This is a genomic window from Parabacteroides sp. AM58-2XD (assembly GCF_003463685.1).
GTDB lineage: Bacteria > Bacteroidota > Bacteroidia > Bacteroidales > Tannerellaceae > Parabacteroides > Parabacteroides segnis.
Genome location: NZ_QSDP01000005.1, coordinates 1 through 24545 on the forward strand (window position 1 = coordinate 1; position 24545 = coordinate 24545).

At 47.4% G+C, this 24545-nt stretch carries 18 protein-coding genes and 3 pseudogenes; 17 read left to right on the forward strand and 4 right to left on the reverse strand.

The genetic code is table 11. The annotated features are described in order from the left end of the window. Positions 1-398: 398 nt before the first annotated feature. Positions 399-596 (reverse strand): hypothetical protein, encoded by a 198-nt coding sequence (locus tag DXA15_RS02120; RefSeq protein WP_128132966.1) that lies wholly within the window; start codon positions 594-596, stop codon positions 399-401. Positions 597-854: 258 nt separating this feature from the next. Here DXA15_RS02120 and DXA15_RS02125 point away from each other — a divergent pair, with 258 nt between their 5' ends. The 8 genes from DXA15_RS02125 to DXA15_RS02160 all read left to right on the forward strand — a co-directional run bounded on the left by DXA15_RS02125 (position 855) and on the right by DXA15_RS02160 (position 4963). Then, positions 855-1136: a DUF1016 N-terminal domain-containing protein gene (locus DXA15_RS02125; protein ID WP_128132967.1), complete on the forward strand. Its 282-nt coding sequence runs from the start codon at positions 855-857 to the stop codon at positions 1134-1136. A 202-nt stretch (positions 1137-1338) separates the two neighbouring features. Beyond that, positions 1339-1872 (forward strand): PDDEXK nuclease domain-containing protein, encoded by a 534-nt coding sequence (locus DXA15_RS02130; protein ID WP_233566690.1) that lies wholly within the window; start codon positions 1339-1341, stop codon positions 1870-1872. A gap of 199 nt (positions 1873-2071) precedes the next feature. Then, a complete protein-coding gene (locus DXA15_RS02135) occupies positions 2072-2545 on the forward strand; it encodes an HU family DNA-binding protein (RefSeq protein WP_233566692.1) in 474 nt (157 codons plus the stop codon). 100 nt (positions 2546-2645) lie between these two features. Next, positions 2646-2855 carry a DUF4248 domain-containing protein gene (locus DXA15_RS02140; RefSeq protein WP_044215091.1) on the forward strand — a complete coding sequence of 70 codons (210 nt, stop codon included), beginning with the start codon at positions 2646-2648 and terminating at the stop codon, positions 2853-2855. A gap of 9 nt (positions 2856-2864) precedes the next feature. Next, positions 2865-3056 carry a hypothetical protein gene (locus DXA15_RS02145; protein ID WP_128132968.1) on the forward strand — a complete coding sequence of 64 codons (192 nt, stop codon included), beginning with the start codon at positions 2865-2867 and terminating at the stop codon, positions 3054-3056. Then, complete coding sequence (locus DXA15_RS02150; RefSeq protein WP_128132969.1) at positions 3053-3454, forward strand: D-Ala-D-Ala carboxypeptidase family metallohydrolase; 402 nt, start codon at positions 3053-3055, stop codon at positions 3452-3454. The genes DXA15_RS02145 and DXA15_RS02150 overlap by 4 nt, the downstream gene beginning before the upstream one ends. Before the next feature lie 54 nt (positions 3455-3508). Then, positions 3509-3967, forward strand: coding sequence for a hypothetical protein (locus DXA15_RS02155; protein WP_128132970.1), 459 nt, complete (start codon positions 3509-3511; stop codon positions 3965-3967). Between the two features lie 150 nt (positions 3968-4117). Continuing rightward, positions 4118-4963, forward strand: coding sequence for an Rpn family recombination-promoting nuclease/putative transposase (locus DXA15_RS02160; RefSeq protein ID WP_044245416.1), 846 nt, complete (start codon positions 4118-4120; stop codon positions 4961-4963). Between the two features lie 78 nt (positions 4964-5041). On the opposite strand, the gene DXA15_RS02165 is transcribed toward DXA15_RS02160, so the two are convergent. Continuing rightward, positions 5042-5362: a multidrug efflux SMR transporter gene (locus DXA15_RS02165; protein ID WP_128132971.1), complete on the reverse strand. Its 321-nt coding sequence runs from the start codon at positions 5360-5362 to the stop codon at positions 5042-5044. A gap of 151 nt (positions 5363-5513) precedes the next feature. Between DXA15_RS02165 and DXA15_RS02170 the strand changes: the two genes are divergently transcribed. The 7 genes and pseudogenes from DXA15_RS02170 to sprA all read left to right on the forward strand — a co-directional run bounded on the left by DXA15_RS02170 (position 5514) and on the right by sprA (position 20118). Continuing rightward, a complete protein-coding gene (locus DXA15_RS02170) occupies positions 5514-6086 on the forward strand; it encodes a Crp/Fnr family transcriptional regulator (RefSeq protein ID WP_128132972.1) in 573 nt (190 codons plus the stop codon). A gap of 119 nt (positions 6087-6205) precedes the next feature. Further along, positions 6206-8109: pseudogene (dxs, locus tag DXA15_RS02175) on the forward strand (1-deoxy-D-xylulose-5-phosphate synthase). Between the two features lie 57 nt (positions 8110-8166). Continuing rightward, positions 8167-9504, forward strand: a complete 1338-nt coding sequence (gene trkA / locus DXA15_RS02180; protein WP_128132973.1) for a Trk system potassium transporter TrkA — start codon at positions 8167-8169, stop codon at positions 9502-9504. An 11-nt stretch (positions 9505-9515) separates the two neighbouring features. Next, positions 9516-10973 (forward strand): TrkH family potassium uptake protein, encoded by a 1458-nt coding sequence (locus DXA15_RS02185; RefSeq protein WP_199676190.1) that lies wholly within the window; start codon positions 9516-9518, stop codon positions 10971-10973. A gap of 12 nt (positions 10974-10985) precedes the next feature. Next, positions 10986-11873, forward strand: coding sequence for an SMP-30/gluconolactonase/LRE family protein (locus DXA15_RS02190; protein WP_128132974.1), 888 nt, complete (start codon positions 10986-10988; stop codon positions 11871-11873). Between the two features lie 93 nt (positions 11874-11966). Then, a pseudogene (ruvA, locus tag DXA15_RS02195) lies at positions 11967-12556 on the forward strand (Holliday junction branch migration protein RuvA). 60 nt (positions 12557-12616) lie between these two features. Then, positions 12617-20118 (forward strand): annotated as a pseudogene (sprA, locus tag DXA15_RS02200) (cell surface protein SprA). A 246-nt stretch (positions 20119-20364) separates the two neighbouring features. Here sprA and DXA15_RS02205 read toward each other — a convergent pair. Further along, the gene (locus DXA15_RS02205) at positions 20365-21063 is read right to left on the reverse strand and encodes a M48 family metallopeptidase (RefSeq protein WP_128132975.1); all 699 of its coding nucleotides are present in this window, start codon (positions 21061-21063) and stop codon (positions 20365-20367) included. A gap of 112 nt (positions 21064-21175) precedes the next feature. Here DXA15_RS02205 and gpmI point away from each other — a divergent pair, with 112 nt between their 5' ends. Together gpmI and DXA15_RS02215 are read left to right on the forward strand one after the other, a co-directional pair. Further along, entirely contained in the window at positions 21176-22699 is a 1524-nt protein-coding gene (gene gpmI / locus DXA15_RS02210; RefSeq protein WP_128132976.1) for a 2,3-bisphosphoglycerate-independent phosphoglycerate mutase, read from the forward strand. Positions 22700-22820: 121 nt separating this feature from the next. Continuing rightward, a complete protein-coding gene (locus DXA15_RS02215; protein WP_128132977.1) occupies positions 22821-23414 on the forward strand; it encodes a DUF3109 family protein in 594 nt (197 codons plus the stop codon). A 153-nt stretch (positions 23415-23567) separates the two neighbouring features. On the opposite strand, the gene DXA15_RS02220 is transcribed toward DXA15_RS02215, so the two are convergent. Beyond that, positions 23568-24533 carry a GNAT family N-acetyltransferase gene (locus DXA15_RS02220; protein WP_128132978.1) on the reverse strand — a complete coding sequence of 322 codons (966 nt, stop codon included), beginning with the start codon at positions 24531-24533 and terminating at the stop codon, positions 23568-23570. Positions 24534-24545 lie beyond the last annotated feature (12 nt).

Below are 24545 nucleotides of genomic sequence, written 5' to 3' on the forward strand. Positions count from 1 at the left end.
TATATTCTCCACTATCACGCAGATAGCCTCGGGGCGGATATGGTGGACACGTGTGGTTCGCGAACGCCCCTACGGTGTCAATGTAAGCCTGTAAGGCTTTGACAAACCAGCCCAGGGTTCTAACCCTGGGTTTATGAAAACTCGCTCCTGCCTTTCCGCCCTGTAAGGGCGGGACAAGCTAAATATCAACCATTTCCATCTTGTCGCACCCCTACAGGGTGCCTCAGAAAGAGAAGGATTCAAGAGAACCCAGGGTTAGAACCCTGGGCTAGTTTGTTACAGGCCTACAGCCTGAAGACACCGTCACTAACTGGCTCATCCTATAATTAGCAGAAGGTTCAATTATTTTTAAATTGGCACATTGGCATATTGCCACATTGACTCATTTCTTTCTAAATTTACGCCGCCTGCGAGCCTTTCGGTTCTTCGCGGTATTCTACATAAACGCTTTCCACTTTCACCCCTTTGCGCGCCTGTTTTTTAGCATACGACAGCATCGGGCGGAAGATACGTTCCAGATCATCATCCGAAAGGTTTCGACCGAGCTCCTGCCACCAAAAGCGCAAGAGGTCGATATAACCGTCCGGTTCGGTCACTACGGGAACGAGTTAGGAAGAAACCACTATCCGGGAGAAAAAATAATTTCTTTCGGAAGAAAATCAAATTTCATCCGGGAGAAATTGAAAACGGACTCGGATGGAGTGAAACAGGGAAGGGAAGATAATGTAAAATTCGAGACTGGCTTTCAGAAATAAGGTGTCAGATTGAAAAAAGTCCTAGAGAAACATGGTTTTCTATAAATAAAGGTTATATTTGCAATGTCGTATAAAGGTCTGTCACAGCAGAATGCTTAGATGTCAAAGTTCAAGGCACGAGCAAATGTTGCACGAGCAGTTAATATTACCGAAGTCATCACCAAATATGAAATAGGGCGCATTATTGTAAATGTCGTACAAGAAGGTGAAGAACGTGCAACATACGGTAAACAGTTATTGAAAGGTGTATCAGAGGTATTGACAGAAAGACTTGGCGATGGATGGTCGGTAGAAACCTTGAAAAGATGCCGTAAATTTTTCACGATATATTCGGTAAAACAGATCGGCGCAACAGTGTTGACCGAATTCAAAAAACGGTAAAAAGCTCAACAAAATTAACTGACACATACCCGTTTACGCTTTCTTGGTCTCACTATTTGGTAATGCGTATCGAATCCAAAGCAGAACGGAGTTCTATGAAATCGAATGCCAAAAGCAGAATTGGAGTGTTCGACAACTGCAAAGACAATATAATTCAAGCCTGTATGAACGATTGGTTCTCAGCAGAGACAAAGAGGCAGTCATGCGTTTGGCACAAGAGGGACAAACTATTAATAATCCTGATGACATCATCAAGAATCCGCTAACATTAGAATTTTTAGGACTTAAATCTGATGTATCATATTCTGAGACCAAGTTGGAAAATGCTATAATAGGAAAGATGCAGCATTTCTTATTAGAACTAGGGAAAGGTTTCTTATTTGAAGCACGTCAGAAGCGATTTACTTTCGATGAAGAAAATTTCTATGTCGACTTGGTTTTCTATAACCGACTTTTACAATGCTATGTGCTGATTGACCTGAAAGTAGACAAACTGGCTCATCAAGATTTGGGACAAATGCAGATGTATGTCAACTATTATGACCGTTATGTCAAGCAAGATTTTGAAAAACCGACAATCGGCATTCTGCTTTGCAAAGAAAAGAAAGATGCGTTGGTAGAACTTACTCTGCCAAAAGATTCCAATATCTATGCACAACAATACGCCCTGTACCTTCCTGATAAGCAGTTGCTACAAGCAAAATTGAGAGAATGGATAGAGGAGCAGGATGAATAAATTCACAGTCTCTTCCTGTTCGAGAATTTCGACAAAGCAATTAGATGTTAAACGATAAACAAAAGGATATTATACAAAAGATCATTTAATGCAACCTATCTGCACACAACTCAACTCCGCCTATCCGACCGGTCGTAACTTTGTATTGTCAATCAGACGAAACAACAAAGTATCAACCTTAAAAACAATCAATTAAACGATGGCCCAGGGCTACAAATTAGTAACAAGAAAAGTGACCGACCTGAAAGGCGGTGCAGCACAGGAAAAAATTTATGCGATACCGGACTACAACGGGCATACCGACATGGATACATTGTGTGTCATGATCGGAGCGCGATCTACCGTTTCCAGCGCCGACGTAAAAGCGGTATTGGATAACCTTAATTTCATCCTCGACATGGAGCTGCGTGCAGGACGTATCGTCCAGTTAGGCGAGTTCGGTAATTTCCGCCTCTCGTTGTCCAGCAACGGCGCAAGCGACAAGAAGTCGTTCACCCAGGCAGACGTGAAAGGGGCACGTGTGATCTTCACACCCGGCGCGTCCCTGCGTAATACCAAAAAGCTGGTCGCCTTCACCTCTACCGAAAAGAAAGAAGACGAGGCAGCGGCTCCGAAGGGGGCGGCGGAGGCAGCGACAGACCGGAAATCGAGTAACGTGCTAATTGAAAATTGAAAATTAGGCTTCGCGATCAGTATAATTATCGGATTGAAAGTCAAAATAATTTTCAATTTTCAATTTTTAATCTTCAATTTTCATTATCTTTGTTATCACGATGAAACCAACAACGCTTTCTATTAAAGAACTGAGTGCGATGTATTTTCCGCACAGCAGCATCCGCAGCGCCGGCGTACAACTGAAACGCTGGCTCGTGTATAACAAACCGCTCATGCAGGCCCTCACAGATGCGGGCTATTACAACGGACAAAAGATTTTAACTCCTAAACAGGTGACGCTCGTCTTTGATTTTCTGGGCGAACCCTGACTTTCCCGAGTGAAGAAACAAAGTGTACAATTTTGGATTGCCGTGCTGCTGACCGCAGCCGGCATCCTCCTTTTATTTTTCGGCTTCTGGACGGCTCCGCTGGGAGAGATTCATAACAGTGTGCTGGTAGCCTTCGGTGAGACTGCAACGTTTGCCGGGGCGCTGTTCGGAGTAGATTATAAATACAAACAAAATCAATGAACCTTAGTAGAAATTTCACCTTCGAAGAACTCACATACAACCGGATTGCCGTCGAAAACGGACTTGAAAACGTACCGAACCCACAAGCCCTTCAAGCGTTGAAAAACCTTATAACCGACCTGCTCCAACCGCTTCGCAACCGCTACGGCAGTGCAATCGCCATCACAAGCGGCTACCGCAACGAAACGGTCAACCTGTTGGCCGGCGGCGTTAAAAACTCACAGCACACGAAAGGCGAAGCGGCCGACTGCTACATCGCCGAAGGGCCGGAAAAGCTGCTGGAAGTACTGAAAGAATCCGGCCTGCCTTTCGACCAGGCAATCCTCTACCGCCGCAAAAAGTTCCTCCATCTGTCTTATCGCGAAGGGTTTAACCGCTGGCAGATACTTTACAGATAAATAAGAGACAACAGCAAAACACACCCCCATAAATTCATACCATTAAAAATCTCCATGAAATTCAGCCTATTCATTCTCATCATCTTATTTTTCGCAAATTGTTCGAGCCGCAAACACACCGCTTCCTTTTACCAGCAGACCGACAGCCTGCTGCAAACCAGCCGCCTGACAGTTCAAACGGCCCGAATCCCCGAAAGCCGTGCCAACCTTTCCATTCCGGTCACAGCCCTCAAAGAGTTGCCAGCCGGCGCCGCCTTTATCCAAAAAAGCGGACAGGCAACCGCTGAAATCCAATATCTTCGCGACACATTATTCGTCTCCGCCATCTGCGATAGCCTGCAAACGCTCGTCTGGCAATATGAGGAACAATTGGAGAGGCAGTCAAAACAAACAAAAGAGATCAGAAAAGAGGCAGAGAGGAAATCAGACTTACCCAAATACCTGACTGCATTATTTACCCTCATAATCGCACTAATCATACTCTACAAATTTTCTCCCCACAAATCTGCCTGACCAGTCATATCAGAGGTCATACTCGCCTTCACCGAACCACAAAAACGGACGGAGATACGAAAAAAGTCCCTTCAGAACGATTGTTTATTAAAATAATCTTTACCTTTGTCACATCGTCTGTTATTGGACGACGACCAAAATTCATTAGTTATGGGAAAATTTATAAATCCTTTTACCGACTTCGGTTTTCACCGTATCTTCGGTCAAGAGGTACACAAAGAGTTATTAATTGATTTTCTGAATCAATTATTGAAAGATGAACGTCATATCATTGACATCACTTTCCTGAATCCTATCCAACAACCGGAAACCATAGAGGACCGGGGAGTGATATTCGACATTCATTGCAGAGATGACAAAGGAGGTTGGTTTGTGGTCGAAATGCAAAACGGAGCCCAACCCTACTTTTACGACCGGGGTATTTATTACTTGTCACGGGCTATCAGTAATCAAGGGGAAAAGGGAAAAGACTGGAAGTTTAGCTTATGTCCGGTGTATGGCATATTTCTGTTAAACTATAAGATGGGGATAAACTCCAAATTCCGTACTGATGTTATATTAGCAGACCGTGATACGGGGCGTATGTTTAGCGACAAGATTCGCCAGGTCTATTTGGAACTCCCCTGGTTTACAAAAGAGCCGGATGATTGCGAAACAGATTTTGAACGTTGGTTATATTTATTAAAGCATATGGATACATTAGAAAGAATGCCTTTTAAGGCACGCAAAGCCGTCTTCGACAAATTGCTTGAAGTAGCAGATGTGGCTAATCTGAGCAAGGATGAACGTATCCTGTATGATGAAGCCTTGAAACGCTATCGCGATTATAAAAACACGATCGACTATGCGGAAGAGAAAGGTGTGGAAAAGGGGATCAAAATAGGTAAGACTGAGGAACAACGCCTTATCGCTGCCAATTTCAAAAAGCGGGGAGTCAACACAGAAATGATCGCCCAGTGTACAGGTCTGTCTATTGAAGAAATAGACAACTTGTAATCCACTCACTTTATTTATATGGATCAGCAAAGTTCGCGGTGCACCCGAAAACTTTGCTGATAACCAAAATTCAGGAAATCAAACCATCTTCAACCCTATGATGGAGATGATTAAAGTCGTAATAAAAAACAACCGTCCCAAAGTAGCCGGTTCATGAAAAAAAAGAATCCCGACCAACACCGTACCGACAGCTCCGATACCGGTCCATACCGGATAAGCAGTACCTATCGGTAAAGTCTGTGTCGCTTTTGCCAAAAGATACATACTCAGAGTTACAGAGACCACAAATCCTATTCCCCACAGATAATATTCATTCCCTACCGTCTCCTTGGTCTTACCCAGACAAAAGGCAAAACAGACCTCCAATAATCCCGCAACAATCAATATAATCCAACTCATAAACTCCGACATTTAAAATTTGGCTGCAAAGTTAAGCCGCCCCCTCTCACCGGCTCTTTACATTTGATAAGAAATAACGGCAGAAGGTTGCAAACAAATTCCTTTTTCAAAGGTAACTTTTAGTACTTTTGTAAAAACAATTGGATACCCGATGGATATACATGAGATCATAAACAAAATATACCCGATGCCGGAATCTTCAGTGGACAAGCTGAAGAGGCTCTTGTCAAAGGTTACATATCCTAAAGGCCACCTCATATTGGAAACGGGCAAAACCGAGACAAATCTGTTTTTTATCGAGAAAGGGATTGCAAGGGCTTATATCCCTGTCGACGGCAAAGAAGTAACCTTTTGGATCGGCCGGGAAGGTAGCACCATCGTTTCATTGAAAAGCTACGTGAACAACCAGCAGGGATATGAAACTGTCGAACTGATGGAAAACTCGGTGCTGTATATGCTGAAACGCAAAGAACTCTATGAGCTATTCGAAGAAGATATACATATTGCCAACTGGGGACGTAAATTTGCAGAAACAGAATTCCTGCAAACAGAGAAAAGGCTTATCTCCCTCCTGTTTACAACCGCATCCGAACGTTACAGGGAACTGCTGAAAGACAATCCGGATTTACTGCAAAGAATGCCGCTGGAATGCCTCGCCTCCTATCTGGGAATCACCCCGGTAAGCCTTAGCCGGATAAGGGCGAAGCTAAAACGAGAGTATTAAAATAAAATTCAATTTATTCGACGAATTACCTCAATCCGGCTACGGGAAATAGAAAATGCGCTGCCAAAACTATTTTATGTGCCGTTAATTCTTTACATTTGCCACAAAAATTAGCGGACATGATAGATTGCAAGGATGAACATATATTAAACGTCATTAATTATCCCGAGGATTTACGCAAGTTGCCTCAGGAGAAATTGGGCGAGGTATGTGAAGAGTTGCGGCAATACATAATAGATATACTTTCTGAAAACCCCGGCCATCTGGGAGCCAGCCTCGGTACTGTCGAACTGACCGTCGCCCTGCATTATGTCTTCAATACGCCCTACGACCGGATCGTTTGGGACGTCGGACATCAGGCTTACGGGCACAAAATCCTGACCGGACGTAGGGAGGCTTTTCATACGCTCCGGAAATTCAAAGGAATCAGCGGTTTCCCCAACCCGGGAGAAAGTGAGTATGACGCTTTCATTGCCGGACATGCCTCCAACTCCATTTCGGCAGCCATGGGTATGTCGGTCGCCTCGGAACTGAAGGAGGAACACGACCGCCACGTAATAGCCGTGATCGGCGACGGGGCAATGACCGGAGGACTGGCCTTCGAAGGGCTGAACAATGCCTCTGCCAACCCCAACAACCTGCTGATTATCCTCAACGACAACGATATGGCTATCGACAACTGTGTCGGAGGATTGAGCCAGTATCTGGTTGACATCACAACCAGCCAGGCCTACAACAAAATGCGTTACGATGTGTACCGCGGCCTGCGGAAGATGAAGCTCATCAACAATGACCGCCGGGGGAATATCCTGCGCTTCAACAACAGCCTGAAAGCACTGCTCACCCAGCAACATAATCTGTTTGAAGGTTTCAGCATCCGTTACTTCGGCCCCGTAGACGGGCACGATGTGAACTACATGATAAAGCTACTGAACGATATAAAAGATTTGCAGGGCCCCAAGCTGCTGCATATCAAGACAAAGAAAGGAAAAGGGTTCAAGCCTGCCGAGGAATCGGCTACCGAATGGCATGCACCGGGCAAGTTCAACAAGGAAACAGGCCAGCGCATCATCGTGCACAACCTGGATGAGCCGCAATTGTATCAGGACGTCTTCGGACATACGCTGGTGGAACTGGCGGAAAAGGATGAGCGGATCGTGGGTATCACTCCCGCCATGCCGACCGGAAGTTCCATGATCTATATGATGAAGGCATTCCCTCAACGGGCCTCGATGTCGGGATAGCCGAAGGTCACTCGGTGACTTTCTCCGCCGGACTGGCGAAAGAAGGAATGATCCCGTTCTGCAATGTCTACTCCTCTTTCATGCAGCGGGCATACGATAACCTGATACACGACGTCGCCCTGCAAAAACTGCATATGGTGATCTGCCTGGACCGTGCCGGACTGGTCGGCGAAGACGGCGCCACGCACCACGGAGTGTTCGACCTAGCTTACCTCCGTCCGATACCCAACCTGACGGTTGCCTCGCCACTCAACGAGTTGGATTTGCGGAACCTGATGTACACGGGTTACAAGGAGGCTACGGGCACGTTCGTGATCCGTTATCCGCGAGGGAAAGGCGAGAAAAAGGACTGGCGTAACGAAATGCATGTCCTGCCCATCGGAAAAGGAAAGAAATTGAGCGAAGGAGACGATATAGCTGTTTTATCTATCGGACCGATTGGAAACGAAGTGATAAAAGCAATTGAAGAAGTAGCCGGTGAAGGAATATCGGTTGCACATTATGACATGATTTACCTGAAACCGATCGATGAAGAATTACTGGACGAAATAGGCAAAAAGTTCAAACGCGTCATTACCGTAGAGAACGGTGTAGTAAAGGGCGGACTGGGTAGTGCGGTTCTTGAATTTATGGCAGACAACGGATATACTCCGCGGGTGAAACGCATCGGTATACCCGACACATTCATTGAACACGGGTCGATCCCCGAGTTATACAAATTGTGCGGCTTGGATGCCGGCAGCATAGCCGGAGAAATCCGAAAGATGATGAACGATTAATTATTAATGACGATTTGCCGGACGATGCGGCAGGTGGAATGAGTAACAATTGATAAAATGAAGATTATTATTGCCGGGGCAGGCGAAGTGGGTACGCATCTTGCAAAGATGTTATCTCAGGAAAAACAGGATATCATCCTGATGGACCCGAGTGAGGAACGGTTGAACATCACCAACACCAATATGGAGATACTTCCTATGGTTGGTAATCCGACTTCGATCCGCGACCTGGAAGAAGCCGGCATAAAAAAAACAGACCTGTTCGTCAGCGTTACTCCGGAAGAGACAACGAATATTGCGGCAAGTATCCTGGCTTCCAAGCTGGGAGCACGCAAAACTCTGGCACGTATCAACAACTACGAATATCTGTTGCCTAAAAACAAAGAACTGTTCGAGAAGCTGGGCATCCACTCGATGATCTATCCGGAAATGCTGGCGGCCAAAGAGATCGTCAACGCGATACGCCGCCCGTGGACACGCCAGTACTGGGAGCTGTTCGGAGGAGCCCTGATCCTGATCGGGGTGAAGGTTCGCGAAAACTCCCGCCTGGTGAACAAACAACTGGCCGAACTGCTGAACGAACAAAAGCTGTACCATATCGTTGCCATCAAAAGGCAATATGAAACGATTATCCCCCGCGGTACCGACCTTGTCCTGCCCGGCGATATCGTTTTCTTTACGACGACCAAAGAACATATCAAAGACGTGCAGATGCATGCCGGCAAAAAAGACCCGGAAGTAAAGAAGATCTTTATCATGGGAGGCAGCCGCATCGCTATCCGCACCAGCCAGTACCTGCCGAACAATATCCGCGTAAAGATACTGGAAACAAACAAAGAGAAAAGTCACCGCATAGCCGAGGTAGTGCCGAGCAATGTCCTGATCATCAACGGAGACGGACGCGACACGGAGTTGCTGATGCAGGAAGGGATCAAAGACGCACAAGCGTTTGTCGCCCTCACCGAGAATTCGAGTACGAATATCCTCGCTTGCCTGGCTGCCAAACGTTTCGGCGTATTCAAGACAGTCGCCAAGATCGAGAATATCGACTATATCCCGCTGGCCGAGAATATGGATATCGGTTCGGTAATCAACAAGAAGCTGATTGCCGCCAGTCATATCTACCAGTTCCTGCTGGATGCCGATGTGTCGAACGTGAAGTTCCTGACCTTTGCCAATGCCGACGTGGCCGAGTTGGTGGCACGCCCCGATTCGAAAATCACCCGCAAACAGGTGAAAGACTTGCACCTGCCGAAAGACCTGACGCTGGGCGGACTGATACGCGACGGCGAACCGATGATGATTAAGGGTGACACACAGATACAGGCATACGACCACGTGGTGGTATTCTGCCTGGAGACTGCCATGCGTAAACTGGAAGATTATTTTAATTAGTATGTTTTAGTATGTTACTGAATATACGTTTCATAATAAAAATGCTGGGGATGATGTGCATCCTCGAAACACTGTTTATGCTGATGGCGACAGTGGTCGCTTTCCTGTACAAAGGAGGCGATTTCTACCCGTTGCTTATCTCCAGCGGAATCCTGTTCGGGGTCGGCATATCGCTCTATGCCATCGGTTTCCGTGCAAACGAATACACTGCCGGCCGCCGGGAAGGGATGCTGACGGTTACGCTTACCTGGTTGCTGCTCTCGTTGCTGGGAATGTTGCCTTTCTACCTGGGAGGATATATCGACAATATAACGGATGCTTTCTTTGAAACCATGTCGGGTTTCACGACTACCGGATCGACCATACTCACCGATATAGAGGCACTGCCTAAAGGCGTCCTGTTCTGGCGAAGCCTCACCCAATGGCAGGGAGGTATCGGTATGATCGTATTTACCGTAGCGTTGATGCCTATCCTGGGAGGCGGAGCGACACAGATGTTTAATGCCGAAACGCCGGGGATCACACACGAACGGTTCCGTCCGCGTGTAACACAGGTCGCCAAACGCCTGTGGGGTGTTTACGTGTTCCTTACCGTCCTGCTGATCGGGTTGTTATGGATAGGCCCGATGAATTTATATGACGCGGTAAACCATGCCCTGACAGCGATTTCTACCGGCGGTTATTCCACCAAGAACGCCAGTATCGCTTATTGGCATTCGGCTTATATAGAATATGTTATCACGATATTTATGTTTATCGGGGCGACTAATATCACCCTGATCTATTTCTGTCTGAACGGGAATATAAAGAAGTTGTTTTTCGATGAAGAGTTTCGCTGGTTCTTCTGGTTCGTCCTGATCATGACGGGAATAACAACCGGCTGGATCATGTATCACGGATTCTTTACAGACTTCCCGACAGCTTTCCGGCAGGCTGCATTCCAGGTGGTTACGCTGGTTTCGACCTGCGGATTCGCGACAGAGAATTATATTCCCTGGGGGCCTTTCTTCTGGATGATCGCCCTGATACTGATGTTCATCTGCGGTTGCGCTGGTTCGACCTGCGGAGGGCTGAAGATGGGACGTTTCGTGATCCTTTCCAAAAACCTGTTCAACGAATTCAAGAAACAAACCCATCCACATGCCATTATCCCGGTAAGGATGGATTCACATATCGTATCCGGCGAGGTCGTACACCGCGTACTGGCTTTCGCCTTTGCCTATATGTCACTGATCGTACTCAGCTGTATCGTGCTGATGCTCGACGGGTTGGGTTTTGAAGAGTCGATCGGTGCTGCCGTCTCAGCCATCAGCAATGTCGGACCGGGACTTGGCAAACTGGGGCCGGTAGACAACTTCTCGGAAGTTCCGGTGGTATCCAAATGGTTCCTTTCCTTACTGATGATGACAGGACGTTTGGAGATATTTACTGTATTGACATTACTTGTTCCGGGATTCTGGAAACAATAAAATAGATTTGATATGAAAACACGTACAATGTTCCTTACAATCATGAGTTGCCTGTTCGTAGGACTGGCAGCCGGCGCACAGACCTCCGCACAGCGGGAAACAGCCGATTTACTGCCGGAAGGTACTTTCACCAACGGAATAGAAGGTCCGGCCACCGACAAAGCCGGCAATCTGTATGCCGTTAACTACGGAAAAGAAGGAACGATAGGCATTGTACGTCCGGACGGCTCGCACGAATGTTTCGTGACGCTCCCCGAAGGTTCGACAGGCAACGGCATCCGCTTCAACAAGGCCGGAGACATGCTGGTTGCCGATTATACCGGTCATAATATCCTGAAAGTCGACATGCAGACCAAAGCGATCAGCACGTATGCACATGAGTCCCGGATGAACCAGCCCAACGACATCGCCCTCGCTCCGAGCGGCAATATCTATGCCAGCGATCCGGACTGGCCGAACCAGAAAGGGCAACTCTGGCTGATCACTCCCGACGGTAAAGTGACCCTGCTGGAAAGCAATATGGGGACGACCAACGGCATCGATGTCAGCCCGGATGGTAAAAAACTTTATGTTAACGAGTCTGCACAACTCAAAGTATGGGTCTATGATATCAAGCCGGACGGGACACTCAAAAACAAACGGCTTTTCCACACCTTCGAAGGCTTCGGCATGGACGGAATTCGTTGCGATGTGAAAGGCAACCTGTATCTCTGCCGCTACGACAAAGGAACGGTAGCCGTTATAAATCCGAAGGGCAAGCTGATCCGCGAAATACAACTGAAAGGCAAAAAGCCCTCAAACATCACATTCGGAGGTCCTGACAACCGCCGCTGCTATGTCACCCTGCAAGATCGCGGCTGCTTCGAAACCTTCACTGCCGAACATTCGGGAAGAGAATAATTATTCACCTATTTGAATATTTCTTTAGGTCTGATATACGCTTTTGCTTAATTTTGCGTTATAATAGGTACGAATAACTAGAAGAGACGCAAAATGATAGAATATATTAAGGGGGATATCGTAGAACTGACTCCCACACAGATGGTAATCGAATGTGCAGGGATTGGCTACGTACTTAACATATCTCTGACCACATACAGCGCATTCAGCGGTAAACCAACCGGGAAAATTTACGTATATGAAGTAATACGTGAAGATGCTCACCTGCTGTTCGGTTTCGCCCAAAAGGTTGAACGCGAGTTGTTTTTATTACTGACATCGGTATCCGGCGTCGGTCCTAATACGGCACGTATGATCCTGTCATCTCTTCCTCCTTCCGAACTGATCCAGGTTATCGCCAACAAAAACGAAACGGCGCTGACCTCGGTAAAAGGCATCGGACAGAAAACAGCCCAGCGCATCCTGGTCGACCTGAAAAACAAGGTGAAAGCCGGCGATTCTATGGTTGGAACGGGAACGGCTGCCACGGCAGGAAACGGCGCGGTGGCCGAAGAAGCGGTGGCCGCCCTGGTTATGCTGGGATTCCAAAAGGCTGCTCACAAAAGGCAGTCAGTTCAATACTGAAAACCTCGCCGATGCTGGCTGTGGAACAAGTGATAAAAAGTGCACTCAGAATGCTTTAATAGTTGACAGGTAGGGGTTGTTCGCGAACCGCCCTTACAAGTGACAGTTGACAGTTTAAAATGAAAAAGAAGACTCTTAAATATCTTATCTGGGTTACAATACTGCTATTCGGGATCGGCATGCTCTCGCTGAATGCCAATTACCTGACTTATACGGCGTCCTTGCCGGATATCCAGTTGCTTGAAGGACAAGACGAGATGCCCGACGGGAAGGATACTGTCCCGGCAACCCGCTATCCGGTATCCAAAACCGTGCCGGAGGGTGATGAAACCTATAAAGACCTCCTGAAAAAATCCTCGGTAGATTTACGCGATCCGGAAAACGTGAAAACCTTCGTTGAATACGATATCAGGACCGGACGATATGTTGTCCGCTCCCGTTTAGGGGAGAAAGACCTGATCACTCCGATCGACCTGAGTCCGGAAGAATATCAGAAATACAGCATGCAGGAATCGCTCCGTTCTTACTACCGCCAGAAAAACGAAGAAGAGTTTCAGAAGGAAGCAGACAAGCAGTTCAACCTGGCAGATATGCAGTTCGGTATCGGTGCGGCAGAACGTATATTCGGTCCCGGAGGTGTACGTGTAAAGACACAAGGGTCGGCCGAAGTCACATTAGGTTTGAAGCGGAACAGCACGAAAGACCCTTCACTCCCTGAACGCGCCCGTAGCAATACCATTTTCAACTTCGACGAAAGTGTGCAGTTGAATGTACAGGCCTCCGTCGGTTCGAAAGTGAATTTCGACATGAACTACAATACGGAAACCTCTTTCGACTTCGATTCCAAAAAGCTGAAATTGGCTTATACGGGCGAAGAGGATGAGATCATCAAATCACTGGAAGCCGGTAACGTGTCGATGACGACAAGCAACTCGCTGATCAACGGCGGAGCTGCCCTGTTCGGTATGAAAGCAGACCTTCAGTTCGGTAAACTGAGGGTGAACGCGTTGTTCGCACAGCAGAACTCGGAATCAAAAACGGTAAACTCCAAAGGTGGCGTACAGACCAAGGATTTTGAACTGAAGATCGACGAGTATGATGCGAACCGTCACTTCTTCCTGGCGCACTACTTCCGCAACAGATACAACGACGCTGTCAGCCAATTGCCTCAGATAAAAGCAACTCTGAATATTACCCGACTGGAAGTTTGGGTGACCAACACAAGAGGCAACTACGACCAGGCTCGTAACATCGTTGCTTTTACCGACATCGGTGAAAACGATGCAGCCTATATGGCAAATCCCGGTGCATTCCCGATTAAGGACGGATCATATCCTGCCAATAATGCGAATGACCTATACAACCAAATGACCACCACCTATTCCGGTGCCCGTCAAATCAGCGATGTAGAAAGCGTATTAACCGGATTCACCGGAGGTTCCGAATACGAAGCCATAGAGAATGCCCGCTTGCTGGATCCGAACTCCGAATATATCTACGACAAACAACTGGGATACCTGTCTTTGAATATGAGTTTACAGGAAGGACAGATGCTGGCCGTGGCCTTTGAATATGAATATTCCGATGCCAGTGGAAAACGGACAGGAAGAGTCGGCGAGTTTTCCGACAGCAACCCGACAAATCCCAGCAACTGTCTGTATGTGAAGTTACTGAGAGGCACAAATATGTCCCCCCCCATGAAGTATTGGGATTTGATGATGAAGAATATCTACTCCCTGGGTGCTTACTCTGTCCAGAAAGAAAAGTTCCGCCTGGATGTCATGTACCAAAGCGATACGACCGGTACTTATATAAACTATCTGCCGGAAGCACGCACCGACACGTTGTCCAGACAAATCTGGATACGCCTGATGGGAGCAGACCGCCTGAACGCCCAGAACGAATCGCATCCGGACGGATATTTCGACTTTGTGGAAGGATACACCGTACAGGCGTCCACCGGTAGGGTGATTTTCCCGACCATCGAACCTTTCGGTTCCAGCTTGAAAGAGAAACTGGAGAAAGTTGTCAGTCCGGCAATTGCCGATAAATATGTATTCCAGGAATTATACGATACGACCCAAACTGCCGCCCGTCAGATCGCTGAAAAGAACAAATTCATCATGCGGGGAGAATATAAGGCTTCTTCCGCATCCGAAATACAATTGGGAGCCAGCAACGTGGCACGCGGTTCGGTACGCGTAACGGCAGCAGGTGCCCCACTAACGGAAAATGTGGACTATACGGTCGATTATACGTCGGGAACCGTTACTATCCTGAATGAAAGTATCATTGCTGCCGGAACTCCTGTCAGTGTCTCGCTGGAAAACCAGACGGCCTACAATATGCAGCGAAAAACGATGATGGGACTGGACCTCAACTACCAGTTCAATCCCGACTTCTCGCTGGGGGCCACCATTATGCACATGTCTGAAATGCCGTTGACTACTAAAACGGTATTTGGTGACGAATCCATCAAAAACACCTTGTGGGGATTCAACATCGCCTACAAATCGGAAAGCCAATGGCTGACAAACACATTTGACAAACTGCCGTTGCTGAACCTGACAAAACCCAGCCAGATAGCATTCACCGGAGAATTTGCCCACCTGATAGCCGGCCATTATGAGAACAAATATAGCGGAGGCTACTCTTATCTGGACGATTTCGAATCGACCCAAAGCGGCTTCGACCTGCTGAATCCGTATCCGTGGAAACTCGCCAGCGTGCCTTGGGATAATAGCGCTAATGCCCTTTTCCCTGAAGCAGGCAAAACAAACGATATAGAATATGGTAAAAACCGTGCACTGCTGGCATGGTATTATGTGGACGGGTTATTCAACCGTAAAAATTCCAGTCAGGCTCCGACGCATATCCGTAATGATAAAGAACAATTATCCAACCATTACGTCCGCGCCATTTATGTAGACGAATTGTTCCCGGACAGAGACCAGGGTTACAATGAAACAAGTACGATCCAGGCGCTCAACCTGGCTTATTACCCGAATGAACGTGGTCCGTACAACCTGGATGCCGACTTTGTCAATCCTGACGGAACATTACAAAAGCCGGAAAATCGCTGGGGCGGTATCATGCGTAAGATCGACCAAAGCGACTTCGAAACGGCCAATATCGAATACATCGAGTTCTGGATGCTCGACCCTTATCTTTATGAAGAACAGGAAGGTATTACGGCTAAAGGCGGTGACCTGTATTTCAACCTGGGTGAAATATCGGAAGACGTCCTGAAAGACGGAAAGAAATTCTATGAAAACGGATTACCTATCGACGGTGACAGAAGCAGGGTCGATTCTACCGTCTGGGGACTTGTTCCGAAACAGCAGAGCACGGTCTATGCCTTCGACAATACGTCAGGCGCACGTGCAAGACAGGACGTCGGACTCAACGGTTTGTCGGCAGAGGAAGAACGGGACTATCCGGCATACAAGGAGTTTATCGATAAACTTATGACAAAGTTATCGCCGACAAGAATTGATTCAATGATGCAGGATGAATTCTCGCCTTTACGGAACCCTGGAACTGATAGATACCGTTATTTCCGTGGCTCTAATCTGGATGTCGAAGAAGTTAGTATCCTCGATCGTTACAAACGTTACAATGGTACTGAAGGCAACTCCGCCGAAAGCGGAACTTCAGGAGAACGTTACGACACGTCCGCCTCCAAGAATCCGGATGTGGAAGACCTGAATCAGGATAACACCATGAACAAGAACGAAAAGTATTTCGAATACAAAGTATCTGTTCGTCCGGAAGACCTGAAAGTAGGAAAGAACTTCATCGTGGATATGAAGACAACCTATCCCAGCTTACCAAACGGGGATAACGCAAGCGTCAACAGCAGAAACAATCCGGCCAAATGGTACCTGTTCAAAATCCCAGTTAAACAATACGACCGTACTGTCGGAGCCATCAGCGACTTCAAGAGCATTCGCTTTATGCGTATGTATATGACCCAATTCTCTAAACCGACCGTACTGCGTTTCGGAACATTCGAACTGGTACGCGGTGAATGGCGTTCATACGAGCAGGATCTGTCCGACCCGAAAGTTCCGCCATTATTCAATGGCACACTTGAAGTATCTTCTGTAAATATAGAAGAAAACAGCCGACGGACTCCTATTCCTTATATGACACCTCCGGGAGTAAGCCGTGTAGCAGACCCCAGCCAACCCCAGCTGACCCGTCAGAACGAACAGGCATTATCCATGAAGGTCAGCAACCTGGCCGCCAAGGATGCACGTGCCGTTTACAAAAGTACATATTACGACCTGCGTCAATACAAACGGCTACAACTGTTTACTCACGCAGAAGCATTGCCTGAAGATGCAGATAATTACACATCGCTTGCCAACGGCGATTTGTCTGTATTCATCCGTTTAGGTTCCGACTATAAGAATAATTACTATGAATATGAAGTTCCGTTGCAAGTTACTCAGCCAAACGGTGAACCATACACCGCAGAGTCTATCTGGCCAACCCAAAACACGCTTGACTTCAGTCTCGAAGAGTTGACTACTATCAAACTAAACCGAAACAAAAAGAAACGGGCGGGAGAAAAAGGCATTACGTTCAACACAGTCTATTCGGAACTGGTGAATGGCAACACGATCAGCATCGTAGGTAACCCGAGCCTCTCGGAAGTGAAAACGATCATGATCGGTGTCCGTAACCGACAAAATGTAGTTAAAAGCGGTGAAGTCTGGATAAACGAACTCCGTCTGAGCGAGTTTAACGAAGAAGGCGGTTGGGCGGCCAACGCCAACCTGAACGTGGCAGTCTCCGACCTGGGTACAGTCAATGTGGGCGGACGTATCGAAACAGCTGGTTTCGGTGCCCTCGACCAGTCACTGGCAGAACGCCGCATCGACGACTTCACACAATACAACGTGGCTACCACCATCGAATGGGGTAAATTCTTCCCGGAAAAAGCGAAGGTCAGCATCCCGATGTATTATGCCTACTCCAAGGATCAGACAAAAGCAAAATATAACCCGCTCGATCAGGATATTAAACTGAGTGACGCCCTGGACGCTGTCGACACGAAAGCCGAAAAAGACTCTATCAAGAGTATGGCTGTCGACCAGACCGTCATCAAGAGTATCTCATTCAATAACGTAAGAGCGGATATCCGCAGTAAGACCCCGATGCCTTACGACCCGGCAAACTTCTCGATCGGCTATTCATTCAGCCAGACGAAAACGCAGAATCCGGAAACGGAATATGAAACGACAAAGGATTACCGCGGTAACTTCGCCTACAACTACACACCGTATGCGAAACCGTTCCGCCCGTTCCAGAAGCTGAAGAAGAACAACGGTTACACCCGTTACATCAAGCAGTTCAGCCTGAACTACCTGCCGTCGAACATCAGTTTCCAGACAGCCATGATGCGTAACTATAACGAAATGCAGCTGCGCGATCTCGAAAACACCGGCTACAAACCTGAAGTGACCTTCAGCTCTGAGTTCTACTGGGACCGTGCTTTCAGCCTGCGTTGGGACTTCACGAACAGCCTGAACATGACCTTTACCTCCGGAACAAATGCCCGGATCGAAGAGCCGTATGTACAGGTGAACAAAGAACTCGCCCCTGATAAGTATCAGATCTGGAAAGATTCCGTAAAACAAAGTATCGCCGATCTGGGTACGCCTTTGAAATACGACCAGACATTCAACGTGACCTGGAATATGCCGTTGCAGTATATCCCGGTATTGGATTGGGTAAACAGTTCCATCACTTATAACGCACAGTACAACTGGGACCGCGGAGCCATTACCGACACCGAATATGAGCTCGGTAACACGATTACCAACCAGCGCCAGATCGACTGGCAGGGTAGCCTGAACTTGCAATCGCTTTACAACAAGAACAAGTTCCTGAAGAAAGTGAACCAGAAGTTCTCGGCCACCCGTACCACGACCAAAAAGAAAGAACAGAAAGAGATCAAACTGGAAAGAGATATCCAACTGAATATGGACAGCGGAACAGTCGTACAGCACGGTATGTTCACCAAGAAGGTGCGCATCACCGCCCGCGGAGCCGACGGCAAAGTCTATGCCATCAAATACAAACCGATCAACTTTGCACAGGTAATGATCCTGAACCAGGATACGGCCCATTTGAAACTGACTATCAAGCCGGGTCCGAAAGCGACAGAAGACTTCTTGTACAAAACGGCAGAATATGGCAGCCGCTTCCTGATGATGATACGCCGTATCAATATCCAGTATGCGACGACCGACGGTATGTCGGTTCCGGGATTCTCCCCGATGATCGGTGATATCTTCGGACAGGGACGCTCGCCTTTCGGCCTGACACCGGGACTTGGCTTTGCTTTCGGAGCCGTGAACCGTGACTTCCTCTACGATGCCAAAGACCGCGGCTGGCTGGTTGAAAACACCAGCAATGTCAACCCGGCCGTCATGAGCAGTGCCAAAAACCTGAATATCCGGGCGAACCTGGAGCCTATCACCGGACTGAAGATCGACCTGAATGCCAACCGCGTCGATACCCGCAACACCGATATACAATATATGTATCCCGGTATGCCGGAACTGGCCGGAGGTAACTTTACGATGACGACTGTCGCATTGGGTAGTTTCTTCAAAGGCGTCGGCAATGCAAGTAATAATTATGCATCGGAAACATTCAATAAGTTCATCGAATACCGTGAGACTATTGCGAACCGCCTTGAAAGCCGCTATACAGGAACAACCTATCCGATTCCGGTTTCCTGGGACAGTCTCAATACGGAGGTAAAGAATATAATAAAGAACATGGCGGCGGAGTCAGCCATAACTCGGCCGATGTACTGATCCCGGCCTTCCTGGCCGCTTATACAGGGAAAGATCCTAATAAGATTTCATCCTCCCCGTTCCCGGCCATCCGCAGCATGCTGCCGAACTGGCGTATCACCTACGACGGACTGATCCGCATTCCGACCATAAAGAAACATTTCAAGTCGGTCATGCTGACCCATCAGTATCGCTGTACTTACAATGTCGGTGCCTACGAAACCTATTCGACCTGGGTGGATGCCGGACTGGGTGATAACCTCGGATTTACACAGAATGCTTCCGAAGCTCCTACCCCGTCTTCACCTTACTCCATCTCTTCCGTCAGTCTGACGGAGAGTTTCAGCCCGTTGCTGGGAGTGGATGCGACCATGTTGAACAATATCACGATCCGTGCCGATTACACGACTACGCGTAATCTGAACCTGAATATCTCGTCTTACCAGATTGTGGAAGCACTTTCGAATAAGTACACCATCGGACTGGGATATAAGTTCGCCGAGTTCAACAAGATATTGAAGATGAAGAAAACGCGTGATTTCAGTAATGACCTGACCGTGCGTCTGGACTTCTCATACAACAAGATGCAGTCGTTGATCCGTAAGATCGAGGATAGCTTCACACAGGCCACCAGCGGTAATATTGCCAAAACGATCCAGTTCTCTGCCGATTACGGATTGAGCCGTGCGCTGACACTGCGTGCTTTCTACGACTTGCAGATCAATGAGCCGCTGATCTCAAATGCATCTTATCCGACATCCAACTCCAACTACGGTGTTGCATTACGGTTCTCACTGGCACAGTAAACGCAATACAACACCGGTGTCTCCCGATGCATAGGGCGTGATCCGCTCGAAGTGCAAGGCATGCTCCGCCCGATGCATGAGGCGCGGTCTAGGTAGCACGCACTCTGCGTCATAGGTAGAACGCACGGTGCGTCATAGGTAGCGCGCACGATGCGTCCTACGTTGAACGCACCCTATACATCAGGCGGAGCATGCCTTGCACTTCGAACGGAACAGAGCCTGTGTGCCGGGCGAAGGAGGAAGGTGTTACAGTATAGAGTATTTCTTCAACTCCTGACGGAGCATTAACGCCCTGTTTTCCGTTATCTCATTCAGGAGTTTCCAGAAACGGTCGCTGTGGTTCATCTCTACCGTATGGCAAAGTTCGTGAAGCAGGACGTAATCGATCAGATGCCAGGGTAGCAACATGAGCGAAAGGGAGAGATTGATACTTTTACGCGTGCTGCAACTTCCCCAACAGGTCTTGCTGTTCATGATCCGTACGCCCGTGAAGGTAAATTTATACCGGTCTGCCAACGTCTTCAGACGGTCCGGCAACAGACGTTTTGCCTCATGCCGCAATGCCTTCTCCAGAAAACCTTTCAATATGAGCTGAACCTCGTCCGATTCGAACCGGGTTTCCAGCGGGCAGGCGATATGTAGGATACTGTTATCCAATTTCATATAAAAATTGGCACGTTCCGTCCGGAAAATATGTAGCAGGAAAGTAGTTGTTTCCAATCTGGCAGTTTCATTCAGCAACGGACGTGCCGGATGCTTTTTCAGAGCGTTCAGAAGTTTTTGCCGGTTCTCTTCAATAAAGGACAACATTCTCCCCTCATCACCCCCGACCGGCATAGTGGCGGTGATCATTCCCTTTGATATTTTCAGCGTATAACGGGTAGCTCGCGGGGCAGTACGGAGAAGGATGGTTCCCAGATCGTTGTCGTATATCTTCTTTTCCATATCTACCTGCAAAAGTAATACTTTAAAGGCAAATAATATTACATCAGAAATGCTTATCTTTGCGCCCGGTATTAGATATTTAATAAGTATAAACAATATAAACAAGGCAATCATGAGCAAGAAAGCACTTTTACTAATCTGCGATGGCTGGGGAATCGGCGACCGTGGTAAAGATGATGTAATCTACAACACTCCCACTCCTTACTGGGACGAACTGTTGAAAACATACCCAAACTCTCAGTTGCAGGCTTCCGGCGAAAACGTTGGTTTACCTGACGGACAGATGGGTAACTCGGAAGTTGGCCACCTTAATATCGGTGCCGGCCGCATCGTTTACCAGGATCTGGTGAAGATCAATATCGCATGCCGCCAGAACACAATCCTCGATAACCCGGAGATCAAACGTGCTTACAGCTACGCCAAAGAAAACGGCAAACAGATCCATTTCATGGGACTGGTTTCCGACGGTGGTGTACACAGCTCATTGGAACACCTGTTCAAACTGGCCGACATCGCCAAAGAATACGGAATCGACAAAGCATATGTTCATTGCTTTATGGACGGTCGCGACACGGACCCGAGAAGTGGTAAAGGCTTTATCGAACAGCTGGAAAACCACCTGCAAACAACAGGCGGAAAGATCGCTTCCATCATCGGCCGTTACTATGCAATGGACCGTGACAAACGTTGGGAACGCGTAAAAGAGGCTTACGACCTGATCGTGAACGGCACGGGTAAACCTTACGAAGATATGGTTCAAGCAATGGAAGAGTCATACGCAGAAGGTGTAACAGACGAATTTATCAAACCGATCGTACACGTAGAAAACGGTAAGCCGGTAGCGACTATCGAAGAAGGAGACGTTGTGATCTTCTTCAACTACCGTAACGACCGTGCCAAAGAACTGACAATCGTCCTGACTCAGCAGGATATGCCGGAAGCCGGAATGAAGACTATTCCGAACTTGCAGTATTTCTGTATGACTCCGTACGATGCAAGTTTCAAAGGTGTTCATATCCTGTTCGACAAAGACAATGTAGAAAATACACTGGGCGAATTCCTGGCATCAGTCGGCAAAACACAGCTGCACATCGCTGAAACAGAAAAATATGCACACGTTACTTTCTTCTTCAACGGCGGACGCGAAACTCCGTTCGAAGGTGAAGACCGTATCTTGGTTCCGTCTCCGAAAGTGGCCACTTACGACCTGAAACCGGAAATGAGTGCTTTCGAAGTAAAGGACAAACTGGTTGAAGCCATCTACACAAAGAAATATGACTATATCGTTTGTAACTATGCGAATGGCGACATGGTAGGCCACACCGGTATCTATTCTGCCATCGAAAAAGCTGTTGTTACTATCGACGCTTGCCTGAACGACACAGTCGAAGCAGCCAAAGCTAATGGTTACGAAGTAATCATCATTGCCGACCACGGTAATGCCGACCATGCTTTGAACGAAGACGACACACCCAACACTGCTCACTCTTTGAATCCTGTTCCATTCGTTTATGTAACAGAAAACAAAGACGCTAAAGTAGAAGACGGTATCCTGGCAGACGTTGCTCCTTCAATCCTTCATATCATGGGTCTGAAGCAACCGAAAGAAATGACAGGAAAATCATTGATCAAATAAGTATTGTAACCAATAGTAACTTTTCCCCTCTTGAGAGGGGGCAGAGGGTGTGTAAACTTTAACAACAAACCCTCATGTCCTCCCTGAAGAGGGGTATTTATTACCTCTCCCTGATAACAAAATGATCCAAATAGACGACACTCTGGTCAGCCTGGACCTGATCGAGGCAAATTTCATCTGCGACCTTGCCCAGTGCAAAGGTATCTGCTGTGTGGAAGGTGATTCCGGTGCCCCGCTGGAGAAAAGCGAGATTGCCAAACTGGAGAAAGCGCTTCCGGTCGTATGGAACGACCTGTCACCCGAAGCCCAAGCAATTATCAACAAACAAGGCGTAGCCTATATCGACTGCGAAGGTGATATCGTCACCTCCATCGTTAACAACAAAGATTGTGTATTTACCTGTTATGACAGCGACGGTACTTGTAAATGTGCTATCGAGAAAGCCTATCGTGAAGGGAAACTGTCCTTTTACAAGCCGGTATCCTGCCATCTCTATCCTGTCCGTGTAACCCAATACAAAGATTTCCGGGCTGTCAACTACGACCGCTGGAAAATATGTAAAGCGGCAGAAATATTAGGACAAAAAGAGAAACTACCCTTATATAAGTTCCTAAAAGAACCGCTTATCCGCAAGTTCGGCGAGAAATGGTATGAAAGCCTGGTCGAAGTAGCTGAGGAGTGGAGAAAACAAAAGGAACAGGAAAAATTGGGTTAGTGCCAATAATAGATGTGCCTGTTTATGGAACACGGATAACGTGTCTTCTGTCAGACTATAATAGTATAAAGACTGTTTTTGACGTCCTCATAAATATTCACGAGGGCGTCAAAAACATTTATGAGGCCCTCGTGAACAGAAATCATCCCTAGGTTATTCCGCTTTTCTTATCAGGTCAGCCGTCTGGCCTTCCTCTTTCAGATAAGTTTCTATATGACGCTTTTTCTTGTCTTCCAGGATCTCATTGATCGCAATCAGGATACCGGTCTCTTCCACATCCCCAAATTCATGGTTGATGGCCGTCCCGAACACGCGCATCTTCGGTGAAAGGCTCATATAGGCATTCACCAGCGGCGGCACATTGATACCGAATTTACGTACTTCCTGATTCAACACCTTATAATTGTCCTTGAAGTTATCATAACGGAACAACTCCTTCATCTTCTCGATATCCGTATCTGTCTCTAACGGATATACCGGAATCACCAGTTTATCCGCATCCGGAAAGTGCATCCCCAGAAAATAAAGAATCATATTACGTGCTTCCGTATTATACGTATTATACATCGTCACCTTCCCGAAATAATATTGCAAACTCGGATCGACTACCGATAAGGCTCCCAATCCATCCCACAAATTATCCAACACAAACAATCCTTTTGCGCCGGCACGTGTAGACTGATATTCCAGGGTAACGAAAGAACGGCCCAACTCGACCGTATAAGGAAGGAACTCTTTATTAAACTTTTCCGAAAAATTGAACAGATGCGAAGTAGCCAGCATCGGCTTCCCGTTCTCATCGAACTTGACATCCGAACCGCACAAGAAACGATAACCACCCAGGATCTGCTCATCTTCCGGACTCCAGACAATCAACTGCCGATAAGCGTCCTCCATCGTATCGAACTCGTCGATATCTACCGGGAACCCCGTTCCCCCACCATAGTAACGAAATGCGATTTCCCGCAGACGCCCGATCTCCTGCATCACGTGGGGAGCGTCGTGGGCTGTAACAATATATATTTCATTGTTTGACTTATTCGTGCTGCGAAGTTTCTTTTCTTTCGTCAACTCCGACTTCAGAAGAGCACGATCAATCGGCTTAATAATGTCTTGCATATATTATAGAGT